Raw genomic sequence first — 12,706 nt, 5'->3', positions numbered from 1 at the left:
CGCCTCCGAGGTTGCCGGGCGCACGACCCCTAGTTCGCCGCGGCGGCGAGCCCGTCCGCAACGGTCTTCGAGGTGACGGCGAGAAGGTCGAGATACGTCGGAACCGGACCATCCTTGTCCGACAACGAGTCGACGTACAACTCGCCGCCGTAGACGCTGCCCGTTTCGCGGGCGACTTGCTTCGCCGGCGCCGTATTGACGGTGCTTTCGCAGAAGACGACCGGAATGTGATGCTCACGGACGCCGTCGATCACCGCGCGGACCTGCCGGGGCGTGCCCACCTGATCGGCGTTCATCGGCCACAGGTAGAGCTCCTTCAGACCGAAATCGCGCGCCAGATAGCTGAACGCCCCCTCGCACGTCACGAGCCAGCGCTGATCGTCCGGGATCTGCGCGATCTGCGCCCGCAACGGCGCGATGGTCTGACGGATCTTCTCCTTGTAGGCCGCGGCGTTCGCGCCGTAGACGTCCGCATGGTCGGGATCCTGCGCAGCGAACGCGTCCCGAATATTGTCGATGTAGACGAGCGCGTTGTCGAGGCCCATCCACGCATGGGGGTTGGGAAGCCCCTCGTAGGCGCCGGCGGCGATCGGGATCGGATCGATCCCGTCGGTCAGCGTCACCGACGGGACGTCGCCGAGGTTGTCGAGAAACTGCTCGAACCAACGCTCCAAGTTCAGCCCGTTCCACAGGACGAGGTCGGCGCCGGACGCGCGCACGATGTCCTGCGGCGTCGGTTCGTAGCCGTGGATCTCGGCGCCGGGCTTGGTGATCGACACCACGTCCGCGGCGTCGCCGGCGACGTTCTGGGCCATGTCGGCGAGGACGGTGAAGGTGGTGACGACCTTCATGCGCTCGCCCGCGAAGGCGCTTCCGCCGATCGTCAGCCCCAATGTCGCCGCGAGGACGAGCGTGGTGGACCGCAGCATCGCAAAATTCTCCAATTCTAGCTTTCAATTGCTACTGAGAACCAGTTGCAATTGTCAAGCGATATGTTCTTGAGAACCACTTGCAGAAAGATCCCAACACACCGCCCTTCCCACCCCCAAGCGGGACGGCACCCATCGAGGCGAGCAGGCGATCGTGCTATCGGAACCCTGCACAAAGTTCGAACATGATTCTTCGCTCGTCTTTGGCCCCTCGGGCGCATCCTGTTTCCCGCTCCACCGACACCCTCCCAAAGACCAAAAGGCACAGCCCCATGACGTCCCTCTCACACGCCAAGTTCGATCCGGCTCGGGCTCAGGAATATGCGGAACAGGCGCGGATCGGGCTTGCCGGATACGACGCCTGCCACGAGCTGTCGGCGTGCATCCTGTCGGCGGCCCGGAGCGGCCGTCAGGGCCAGCGCGTACTCGTCGTCGGAGCGGGCGGCACCGCCGGCGAGATCACCACCACCGCCCGGCTCGAGCCGAGCTGGAGCTTCGTCGCGGTCGACCCGTCAGAGCCGATGCTCGCACTCGCACAGTCCCAGGTCGACGACGCGGGCCTCGGCGAGCGTGTCGCCTTCGTATGTGATGAAGTCGCGGCCCTTCCGCCGGAGCCGACTTTCGATGCCGCGCTCATGATCGGCGTGTTGCACCATATCCCCGAAAGCCGCGACAAGGCCCGGCTCCTGGGCGACGTCGCCTGCCGGCTTGCCCCCGGCGGATCACTCGTCCTTGCCTCGAACTACCGGGCCTACGACAGCGAGCCGCTTCTTCAGGCCGCCTGGGCCAACCGCTGGCGGCTTCATGGCGCGTCCGAGGACGAGGTCCGGGCGAAGCTGGGGCGCATCAAGACCGGCGCCGTCCCCCCCGAATCCGAGGACGCCGTCGTGGCCATTCTTGTCGAGGCGGGCTTCACCGTGCCCGAGAGGTTCTTCTCGAGCCTCTTCTGGGGCGCGTGGCATGCGCGCCGCGCGACGTCGGCTGCGAGCTGACACGATCGGCGAGGCGAACTCGCCGGTTGAGGTCTCGCGCGGGTGAAGCCGCCGGGCCGATAGACGGCAGCGCGACCGACGGCTGTCCGGTTGCCTCCACGCCGCGGGCACGCCTATCGTCGAGGGCCCATCGGGAGGCCCGCCGTGCTCGTCACCGACGCAAACCGTAAGTGGTGGCTGGCGTCCGGGGTCGGCGCAGGGTCGGGCCTCGTCCTCCTCGACGAGTCGATCGTCGGCGTCTCGCTCCCCGCGATGGCCGACGAGCTGTCCATGTCGCTGGCGACCTCGCATTGGGCCGTCAGCATCTATCTTCTCACGTTCGCAAGCTTTGCCGCCGCGTCGGGTCGGCTGGCCGACCTTCATGGACGGCGCCGCATCTTCCTTCTCGGCCTCGCCTGCTTTGCGCTCGCCTCGCTCGTCGCCGGAGCGTCCGAGACCGCTGCGATGCTGTTGGCGGCGCGCGCCATGCAGGGGATTTCCGCAGCGATCCTGTTTCCGGTCGGCCTCGCGATCACCACCGCCGCCTTCCCCGCCGGCGAGAGAGGGGCGGCGCTCGGCTTCGTCGCCGCCATCGGAACCGTCATGTTCTCGTTGGGCCCCCTCCTCGGCGGCGTCATCACGAGTCTGGTGTCGTGGCGCCTGATCTTCTACGTCAACATCCCGCTGGCGGCGCTCACCGCCGCGGCGGTCCTGATCCTCGCGAAGCCGACGCCGCGGCGCGACGGACCCGCGGTCGACCTCGTCGGCCTGGTGCTCCTCGTGTCGGGGATCGTGCTCGTCTCGCTGGTTCTCATGGAAGGATCCGACTGGGGGTGGACGAGCCCCTTGGCGCTCGCCGTGCTCGCCGCGGGGGTCGCCCTCCTGGCGGCGCTCGTGGAAGTCGAGCGGCACAAGCGCGCGCCTCTCGTCGACGTGGAGCTGTTGAGCGGACCGACCGTCGCCGGTGCGACCCTGATGTTCTTCACCGCACAGCTGACGAAGATCGTCGTCGTCGTCTTCGTGCCGATCTACCTGCAGAGTGCCGTCGGCATGTCCTCCGTGGGCGCAGGGGTGTTCATGCTCGCGGCCGTCGTGGGCTCGCCGCTGATGGCGTCGCGCGCGGGCCGGAGCGCCGATCGGGGCGGCTCGCGCCGACCGGCACTCCTCGGCCTTCTGCTTACGACCGTCGGGACGCTCGGCATGGCGTGCGCCCTCACCTTCCACAATAGTGCGCTGCTCCTCGCGGCATTGCTGCTCTGGGGCTTCGCGCTGCAGCACAATTTTGTTCCCGCGGCCCATGCCGTGATGCACGCCGTGTCGACCGACCGGCAGGGCGAGGCGAGCGGCATCGTCGTGACGGCGCGCCTTCTGGGCGGCGTCTTCGGCATGACGGGCGCCAGCGCCCTCTACTCTGCCGTCGGCCGCTACGACGCTGTGTTCTACGCCACGGCGGTTTTCATGCTCGCCGTCCTCGTGATCGGCTACGCAACGATCGAGCGAAAAGGTGTGCCGACCGCAAGACCCTGAGAGCCGACCGCCCATCCGCACCGGCTCAAATCCCCGCAGCCGCGGGAAAACCCCGACTTCGCCACCGCCGTCGTCGTCGCGCCGGAGGCAGATAGACAGGAAGACTTGCAAGTTTTCCTGTCTATCTATATATGCTTGCCCATGGGCGATTCCTCCGGCCACTCCACATCCCTCGAAACGACCGTCACCGAGCTCTTGCTGGAGGTCGGTCAGCTCTTGCGGCGCCTCCGCGCCGACACGAACCCGGACGGACTGACCTGGTCACAGACCGTGGTGCTGACCCGCCTCGAGAGCACCGGTCCGACGACGACGGCCGACCTCGCGCGGGCGGAGGCTGTGAAGCCGCAGTCCATCGGGGCGACGCTCACCGAACTGGAGCGCGAGGGACTGGTGGAGCGCCGGCCGCACCCGACCGATGGGCGACAGGTCCTGTTCGCGCTGACCGCCGAAGGTATCGAGGCGTGGCAGAAGCGAAGCGCGGCGAAGCAAAAATGGCTGTTGGAGGCGATGGCCCGCCTCACGCCCGAGGAACGGGAGACGCTCAGGTCCGCCGTCGCCCTGATCAAGCGCCTCGGCGCCGCGGACTAGGTCGCCGTACCGGCGGGGGCCGCTCCGGAACCAACATCGGCATACCGCCGACGCGGGCCGATCCATCGAAAGCACCATGCCGTGGCTGCAACCGCCCTCGATCCGAACTCTGCACACATCGCCGTCGATCTCCGGAAGGGCATCGTCTCGCTCGCCCCCCTCCCGTCGATGGATGACACCATGACCAATGCCTCGGCGCTCGGCGAGACCCCTCGCGCCTGCGGCCTGCGCCGGGCCGGTCGACGGCGCCGAGCCGGGCCGGAGGCAATTGCCGGCGACCTCCGGCCCCTTCCGGCGGACCGGGTCGACCGCATCCCCGAAGCGACCCGGCAAAGCCATATCGTGATGAAGCGGATTCCCGGCCCTCCCACCAACACCCAGCTGGACGCCCATCCGAGATCGCTCGGGGCGACGCAGGTCGTGATCGCCGGCGTCGCGGCGGGCAATGGTGCCGAGATCATCACCCGCCAAGCCTGTGCGCGCGGCCTCGACGTCACGCCGGCGAGCGGCGCCATGGCCGACATGCGGGCCGACGCCGATGCCTCGAGCATTGCGCGCATCTTTCCCCGGATCGGCGCGACGCACGACGTCCTTGCGCTTTCATGAAGATGGAGTGTTCGACCATGAACTGGCTTCACGACCTATCCTACCTGTTCGGTGGCGCCTTTCTCGCCAATGCCGTGCCCCACTTCGTCTCCGGCATGATGGGGCGCCCCTTTCAGACCCCTTTCGCCAGCCCGCCCGGGAAAGGTCTTTCCTCCTCGACGGTGAACGCGCTGTGGGGATTTGCGAACTTCGTCCTCGCCTACCTCCTCCTCGCCTGCGTCGGCGACTTCGAGCTTCACGCCGCAGACGAGGTTCTCGCCGCGGGTGCGGGCGTCCTGCTGGTCGCGCTGATCGCCGCACGCTCGTTCGGACGCTTTCACGGCGGCAACTCGCCCGCGGACGTCGACCGACGTGGCTGACGATGCGCTCCCTCCGACAGGCGCGATCGCAGAAGCGGCCGACGACGGCCGCCTCGACCCGTCCGTCTGGAAGATTGCCGCCGTCGCCTTGTTCGGCGCCCTGCTCGCGCAGCTCGATGCGACGATCGTCAACGTCTCCCTGTCGAGCCTTGCGAGCGATCTGCACTCCAGCCTTTCGACGATCCAGTGGGTCACGAGCGGCTATCTTCTGGCGCTCACCCTCGTTCTGCCGCTGAGTGGATGGCTCGTCGGTCGTATCGGTGCGAAGACGCTCTACCTCTGGTGCTTCGCGGGCTTCACCCTGTCGTCGGCGCTGTGCGCCTTGGCCTGGTCGGCGAACGCCCTGATCGCGTTCCGCGTCCTGCAGGGCATCGGCGGCGGTCTACTCGCTCCGATGGCTCAGATGATGATTGCACGAGCGGCGGGCCGGCACATGGCGCGCGTCGCGGGCTACATGGCGCTGCCGGTCCTCTTGGCGCCCGTCCTCGGCCCGATCGCCGCGGGGGCCATACTGCAATATGCATCCTGGCGATGGCTGTTCCTCATCAACCTTCCGATCGGCGCCCTCGCCATGCTGCTTGCGACGCTGCTGTTGCCGTCGGAGCGCGAGGAGACGACGCCGCGGAAGCTCGACTGGCTCGGTCTGGCCCTGCTCTCGCCGGGGTTGGCCTTGTTTCTCTACGGCTCGGACAAGATCGGCGAGACGGCGGGCCGTGCGCTTCTCGCCGTCGGCGCCGTCATGATGGCCGCCTTTGTCTGGACGGCCCAACGCAAGGGCCGCGACGCGCTGGTCGACCTGCGCCTCTTCCGAGGCCCGATCTTCCTGACGAGCGCCATCACGCAGTTCCTGTCGAACGGCGTGCTGTTCGCCGGACAGATGCTCATCCCGGCCTTCCTCATCGACGCTTGCGGTCGGACGCCCACCGAGATGGGCTGGATGCTCGCGCCGCTGGGCCTCGGGATGATGGTCACCTACCTTCTGATGGGCACGCTGACGGATAGATTCGGCATTCGCGCCGTGTCGGCGGGCGGGGCCTTCCTGACGCTCGTCGCCACGACACCGCTTCTCTATCTCGCCCTTCACGGCTTCGACCTCGCCGTGCTCGTTCCGGCCCTCTTCCTTCGTGGATTGGGCATGAGCGCCGTCGGTCTGCCGTCGATGACCGCCGCCTATGTATCGGTGCCCAGGCAGGACCTGCCGATGGCGACGACGTCGCTCAACATCGTCCAGCGTCTCGGAGGCCCGACCCTGACGACCCTCTGCGCAAGCCTTCTGGCCTGGACGCTGGCGTCGCCCGGATCGAGCGCCACGGTCTCATCCGCCTACGCTTGGGCATTTCTGCTCCTTTGCGGCCTCCACGCGTGCACCTTCCTGACGGCGCTGAGATTGCCACGACGGCTGACGACGCAGCACGCCACGCAGGATCAGACGGCGCCGGCGCTCCAGGAAGGCCCGGCGGCCACGGCCACAGTGTCCGCTCACCCGACCACCGGCGCGGGTGGTTGTTGACGTTGCTCCGATCAGCGGCTTTCGCACGCCGGGCGATGGGGTCGTCGAGCGCCTGTGCCACCCCCGAGTGCCCGAACGACGTGTCGAGGACGGATGCCCGGCATTCGCGGGTGAAGCGCTCCCCGTTGCCGAGCTGATCGGAGACGAAGACGTCGAGTGGTTGGGGGCTGCGTCCAAGCCAACCTCGGGATGGGGACGTCCATCAGCCCATAGTCATTGCATGCTTCGTGAAAGGCCCCCGATCAGAAGCGGAAGTCCAGGCGGGCCGAGCCGGAGAAGACTTGCTCGTCGTTGCCGATGAGGCCACGCCCCTCCAGCTTCAGCGACCATGAGTCGGAAAGCGCCGCCTCCATGCCCACGCCGACCTTGGCGAACAAGGTTTCGGTGTCGTCGGTCACGACGAGGGTCGGGCCGTCATCGGCGACGCCGGTGAAGGTCGCCGTCAGATCCCGATCCTCGCCGATGATGCCCAACACCCCCGCCAGCGCGTAGAACCGGGCGGCGGTCTCGCCGATACCGACGGCGCCGCCCACCTCGAGCTGCGGATTGAGCGTGACGACCGTCTCGTCGTAGTCGGCGAGGCGCACCCCATAGTCGCCCGCGCCGTGCTCAGCATAGCCGGGGCGCCACTGATGGTGCAGGCCCGCATCGAAGCGCGGCTCGAGGTACCAGTTGTCGAACGCGAACTTGCGCCCGACACGGCCGTGAACCGACACGATGCCGATGGTGCTGTTGCTCCTTGCATTGACGAGACCGTCCGGCGTGCCCGTCAGCCGGTCGATGTCGTAGGCTCCGAAGCCTCCGGTCACCCCGCCGGCGACGGTCCAGCCGTTCCAGCGCTTCTCCAGGAGGAGACCCGCCTGCAATCGGTCGCCGTCACCGTCGTTGAGATTGTCGGCCGAGAGCCACGCATGCTCGTACGAGAGGCCGAAGCCGGCGTAGATCCCGTCCGCCACCTCTTTCTGCACACCGCCGGAGATGCCGAACGCGCCTTCCGAATAGCCTGTCGCTCGGCTCGTCTCGTTGCGTTTCAAGTAGCTTCCCTGAAGACGCACCCAGGAGCACGAGCTGTCGTCGGAGCGCACCGAAACGCCGGCACCGAGCGCGCTCGGACAGGAGAAGAGAGCGTCGGCGAAATTGATGCTCGACAGCATCATGGCGTCCAGCGGAGCGCTGTGCACGGTCGGCAGCATGACGTCGTAGTCGGCGAGCAGCGTGCTCACATCGTCGATCCCGACCACATAGGTGATCAGATCCTCGACCCAGGCGTAATTCGCATCCGATTCGGCAAGGGTGCCCGCCGCGATCGCCTGACGCTCGGCGACGCGCGCCGTGACGAGGTCGCTCAGATAGTTGCCGAACCGGTTGTCGTTGGCGGTCGCGTTCATCACCTGGCTGCCGGCAGCGCTCACCCCGCTCGTCGTGTCCCAGGGCGTGTAGTCGACGCTGTAGGCGAGCTCGTAGCTCGTGGTGTCGGTGTCCTGAACTTCGGCGATCTCGTAGTCGATCGTCGCGGTGTCGATCGCGGTCAGGTTCACCGTGGTCGTCTCGTCGTTGTCGACCGTCAGGAAGGTGACCGTGCCGGTCGAACCCGATTGCAGAAGGCTCGTGCCGACGATCGACGTCGCCACAAAGCCGGACAGATCCGTCGTGCCGTGGATCACGAGCTCGTCCGCGTCGGCGGCGACGTCGTACTCGTCACCGAGCTCGTGGTCGACGAGGATGGTTCCGCTCGTCGTCTGGGTCACGTCGCCGGTGATCGTCGAGGTGCGGATGGTGCCTTGCTCGCCGGCCGTGATGATGCCCACATTGGTGAGCGATCCACCGCTGCCGAGGTCGTTGTCTGAGCCGAGCTCCAGGATACCGTCCGAGAGATTGTCGACGATCACGCCATTGCCCGCGATCGCGCCGGAGATCAGGCCGGAATTCTCGATCGTCGCTCCGTCGTCGGCATAGATGGCGTAGTTCTCGTCGCTCTCGTCGTCCCAGCTCCCCTCTTTGGTGATCGTGCCGTCGTTGGTGATCAGATTGTCGATCCCGTCGAGGAGGAGGATCGCGGCGCGTGACGACGATCCGCTCGTCACGCTCGCCCCGTCGGCGACGGTCACGGCGATCGTATTGTCGGTCTTGCCGCCGGTGCTTTGGGCGAGGATGCCACGGCCGTTCGTGCCGCTCGCCGTCACCGATCCCGTGACGGTGACCGTCACCTTGCCGCTCTTGGAGTCGGTGCCGCCGACGGACTGGGCGATGACGCCGTGCGCTTCCTCGCCGCTCACCGAGATGTCCCCGTCGACCGTCACCTCCACATTGCCGCCGTTGCCGTTGGAGCCGTTGCTGCCGGACATCGCCGCGGTGACGGTGCCGTCGGCATCGACGACGGTGCCGATGCCGCCCGAGCCGCCGATCGCCTGCGCCACGACGCCGTGGGCGGCCTTGCCTTCGGTGGTGATCGAGCCGCTCGTCACCGTGACCTTGCGGGCCACCGCGCTGCTGCCGGACGTGCTGAAGCCGAAGCCGTTCTCGGTGCCGCCCACGTCGGTGCCGAGATTGAGTTCGTCGACGGTGAAGCCGAAGGCGAGCATCGCGTTGGAGCCGAGACCGCCGCCACCGCCGATCGACTGCGCCACGATGCCGGCGGACTGGTCCCCGGTCGTATGGATCGTGCCGGAGTTCGTGACCGTGACGGTGCTGGCGTCTCCGCCGTCGGAGCCGGTGCCGCCGATCTTGATGGTGCTCGTCTCCGCGACCTCGGTGGACAGCACAACACCGCCGCCACCGCCGATCGACTGGGCGAGAATGCCGTAGCTCGCATCGCCGGTGGTGGTGATGGTGCCGGCATTCGTGACCGTCACTGCGCCCCCGTCGCCGGACCCGCCCGTCGCGCCGAGCGAAATCTCGAGATCTTCGATGGTGGCGTCGTCGAGGGCGAGATCGGCGATGCCGCCGCCACCACCGATCGACTGCGCGATGATGGCCACCGAACCGTCGCCCGTCGTCGAGAGGCTCGCGTCGGCGCCGATACCGACGGTGACCGCGCCGCCGTCGCCGTCGGTCCCGGAGCTGCCCCCGATGGCGAGCGCGATACCGGGAACGATCGGGATGGCGAACGCCGTGCCGGCCGTCCCCCCGCCGCCGCCGACCGATTGGGCGATCACCGCCGAAGAGCCTTCGCCCTCCGTCTCGACGGTCCCGGTGACGGTCACATCGACGGTGTCGCCGTCACCCCCCGCACCGCCCGCGCCACCGATACTGAAGCCGACCTCCACGTTACGGGTGATCGCGACGCCGAAGGCGCTGCCGCCCGAACCGCCGCCGCCGCCGATCGACTGGGCCAGAATGCCGTAGGAAAGGTCGCCCTCGGTGGTGACGGTCCCGCTGACGTCGACGGTGACCGCCCCGCCGTCGCCGCCCGTCCCCCCGGTGCCGCCGAGCCCGACATCGATCGACACCTCGTTATAGATGCCGACGTTGGTGACGGTGCCGCCCGAACCACCGCCGCCACCGATCGATTGGGCGAGGATCGCCGTCGAGTCTTCGCCCGACGTGGCGAGGTCGCCTTCGGCATTGACGGCCACGGTGCCGCCATCGCCGCCCGCACCGCCATCGCCACCGAAGCTGGCGACGATGGAGACGGAGCTGGCGGCGCTCGCCGAGAACGCGGTGCTGCCATTGCCGCCGCCGCCGCCGATGGACTGGGCGAGGATCGCCCGCGAGGCGTCTCCCTCGGTCGTGATGGTGCTGGTCTGCGTCACCGAGACGTCGCCCCCGTCGCCGCCGTCACCGCCCGAGGTGCCCGAGGAGGAGGCAATGTTGAACTGCCCGCTGCTGCCCCCGGAGAGCGACCCGGAGGCGAGTGCGTTGCCACCGCCGCCGCCGACGGACTGGGCGATGATGCCGTCGGAGAGGTCGCCCTCGGTGCTGATGTCGCCGCCGGCCACGACGGTGACGGTGCCGCCATCGCCGCCTTCGCCCGCGTCGGCACCTTCCTCGAAGCTGAACGTGTACTGGGCGGGTGTGATCGTCAGGATTTTACCCGAATCGCCGCCTCCGCCGCCGACCGACAACGCCAGAATCGCCGTCGACTCGTCGCCCGACGTCGAGATGTCGGCATCGGTCGTGACGCTCACATCACCGCCGTCGCCCCCGGCGCCACCTTCGCCGTTGGCTCCGATGGTGACGGCCACACGTGCTCCTGCGGCGACCGCCCGCGCATCGCCACCCGACCCGCCACCGCCACCGACGCTCATCGCGACGATGCCACGGGAGAAATCGCCGGTCGTCACGATGGAATAGTCGTCGTCTCCAGTGCCTGTGTCTGCATCGGTGTAGGTCACATCCCCACCGTCCCCGCCGGCGCCGCCGCTGCCGCCCATCGCGATCGCGAGACCGACGCTAATCGACCCGACGCTCGAGCCCTTGCCGCCCCCGCCACCGATGCTGGCGAGGAACACGCCGTCCGAAAGATCCCCTTCGGTGGTGATGTCGCCGCCGTTGGCGACGGTGACGGTGCCGCCGTCACCGCCGCTGCCGCCATCGCCGCCGGAGCCAAAGGCGGTGATGCCGACCGTCGACGAAGCGACACCACCGCCGCCGCCGATGCTGGTGGCGTTGATGCCGTCGGACGCATCGCCCGAGGTCGAAAGGGTGCCGAGATTCGTGACCGTGACGGTGCCGCCATCGCCGCCTTCGCCCGCGTCGGCGCCGAGCATCACGAACGAGCGGCCGGCGCCGCCGAGACCACCGCCCCCACCGACGCTGGTCGCGACCAGCGCGGAGGAGCTTTCTCCGAGCGTCGTGATCGAAGCTTCGCCGATGGTGACGTCGACGGTGCCGCCGTCACCCCCGGCCGAGCCTTCGCCGCCGAGCCCGACGACCCCGTTGCCCGAGCCGCCGATGCCGCCACCCCCGCCGACGCTCTCCACGTAGGCGCCGCCGGCATCGTCCCCGGCGGTGACGATGGAAGCGCCGTCCTCGAGGACGAGGGTCGCCGTGCCCCCGTCGCCGGCGCTCTCGGTGGACGCGCCGAAGCCGACGAAACCGCCGCCGTCGCCGCCGTCCCCGGCAAAGCCGCCGACGCTCTGGATGAGAATGCCCGTCGCCTCGCCGTCGCTGGTCTCGACCGAACCACCGAGAGTGACGGTGACGGACCCGCCGTCTCCGGCCCCCGCGCCCGCCCCACCTTCGGCATCGATGCCGTTGGCCGAACCGCCATCGCCACCTGCACCGCCATAGGAGCGAGCGAGGATGCCGATGCCGGTGGACGTCACATCCCCGCGCACGGTGGCCCTTACCGTGCCGCCGTCGCCCCCCGCGCCACCGGCGCCACCCTCGCCACCGAACCCGCCGCGCGAAGCGTCACCCCCGTCACCACCGTCCCCGGCGATGCTCTGGGCGGCAATGCCGATCCCGCCGACACTCGTGACGCTCCCGCCGCTCGCGAGCGTCACGGCCACGGTGCTGCCGTCACCGCCCGCTCCGCCTGCCCCGCCGGTGGCCCGGTTTAACGGCAAATAGGAGCCCCTGCCGCCATCGCCGCCGTCGCCGGCCCAGCTTTCCGCCAAGATCGCCGCGCGCAGAGCGCCCGAACTCTCCGTCGAAGTGTCGAAGTGGGACACGTAGTCGCTCGCCACCAGGATGATGTGGGCGCCGCCGCTGTCCCCGCCGTCCTCACCCGCTTCGGCCGTGTTGCCGTTGGCGCCGTCGGCCCCGTCCGGACCCTGGTTCACGACGGCGATGCTGTGGCCCTCGGCATCCGTTCCGTATTCGGTCTCGCGGAAGTAGACGAGGAGATCGGTGTCGGCGGTGGCGTCCTCGTCGTAAAGCACGATGGCGGGCGCCTCGAAGAGGCCGTAGACGAGGCTCGTGCGCGTGGAATCGCCGGTGATGTCGGACGTCAGATCATTGATGTCGACCGTATTTTGCCGACCCGCGACGAAGCTGTTCTCGAGAACCTCCAGCACGTCGCCGGTGCATTCGACGTACCAGTCGCTGGTCGCCTCGCAGCTCGCGGCCGCGCTTTGGGTGAGTACGATCCACGTCGCGGCGACGCAGAACCCGGTTCGTATGGTCACGTGAGCGGTTTCGCCCGTCATCGTCGATCATCCCAACCCGTCGCGCGGCGCCCGACGGGCCCGCAGTCATTCCCTCGATGTCCTCTGCACCGTCGCGCCGGATGACAGCTGACGTTCCACAGAGCGCTCCGGAGCCTCCGACAGG

The 12,706-nt window shown here is 68.5% G+C and carries 8 protein-coding genes; 6 read left to right on the top strand and 2 right to left on the bottom strand.

The genetic code is table 11. From position 1 onward, the window contains the following. Positions 1–29: 29 nt before the first annotated feature. The gene (locus JCR33_RS19790) at positions 30–929 is read right to left on the bottom strand and encodes a metal ABC transporter substrate-binding protein (protein WP_198883851.1); all 900 of its coding nucleotides are present in this window, start codon (positions 927–929) and stop codon (positions 30–32) included. Between the two features lie 185 nt (positions 930–1,114). Between JCR33_RS19790 and JCR33_RS19785 the strand changes: the two genes are divergently transcribed. The 6 genes from JCR33_RS19785 to JCR33_RS19760 all read left to right on the top strand — a co-directional run bounded on the left by JCR33_RS19785 (position 1,115) and on the right by JCR33_RS19760 (position 6,490). Beyond that, complete coding sequence (locus JCR33_RS19785) at positions 1,115–1,921, top strand: SAM-dependent methyltransferase (protein WP_198883850.1); 807 nt, start codon at positions 1,115–1,117, stop codon at positions 1,919–1,921. Positions 1,922–2,065: 144 nt separating this feature from the next. After that, on the top strand, positions 2,066–3,427 hold the full coding sequence (locus JCR33_RS19780; protein WP_198883849.1) for an MFS transporter: 1,362 nt from the start codon (positions 2,066–2,068) through the stop codon (positions 3,425–3,427). A 141-nt stretch (positions 3,428–3,568) separates the two neighbouring features. Beyond that, positions 3,569–4,015 (top strand): MarR family transcriptional regulator, encoded by a 447-nt coding sequence (locus JCR33_RS19775; RefSeq protein ID WP_198883848.1) that lies wholly within the window; start codon positions 3,569–3,571, stop codon positions 4,013–4,015. Positions 4,016–4,096: 81 nt separating this feature from the next. Continuing rightward, positions 4,097–4,621 carry an isochorismatase family protein gene (locus tag JCR33_RS25370; protein ID WP_198883847.1) on the top strand — a complete coding sequence of 175 codons (525 nt, stop codon included), beginning with the start codon at positions 4,097–4,099 and terminating at the stop codon, positions 4,619–4,621. A 17-nt stretch (positions 4,622–4,638) separates the two neighbouring features. Then, positions 4,639–4,980 (top strand): hypothetical protein, encoded by a 342-nt coding sequence (locus JCR33_RS19765; protein WP_198883846.1) that lies wholly within the window; start codon positions 4,639–4,641, stop codon positions 4,978–4,980. After that, complete coding sequence (locus tag JCR33_RS19760) at positions 4,973–6,490, top strand: DHA2 family efflux MFS transporter permease subunit (RefSeq protein WP_198883845.1); 1,518 nt, start codon at positions 4,973–4,975, stop codon at positions 6,488–6,490. Before JCR33_RS19765 ends, JCR33_RS19760 begins: the two co-directional genes overlap by 8 nt. A 242-nt stretch (positions 6,491–6,732) precedes the next feature. On the opposite strand, the gene JCR33_RS19755 is transcribed toward JCR33_RS19760, so the two are convergent. After that, positions 6,733–12,582, bottom strand: a complete 5,850-nt coding sequence (locus JCR33_RS19755) for an autotransporter outer membrane beta-barrel domain-containing protein (protein WP_198883844.1) — start codon at positions 12,580–12,582, stop codon at positions 6,733–6,735. Positions 12,583–12,706 lie beyond the last annotated feature (124 nt).

Source organism: Acuticoccus mangrovi (assembly GCF_016411865.1).
Lineage (GTDB): Bacteria > Pseudomonadota > Alphaproteobacteria > Rhizobiales > Amorphaceae > Acuticoccus > Acuticoccus mangrovi.
The sequence above is the reverse complement of the archived record's forward strand: the minus strand, read 5'-3'. Positions and strand labels throughout refer to the sequence as shown.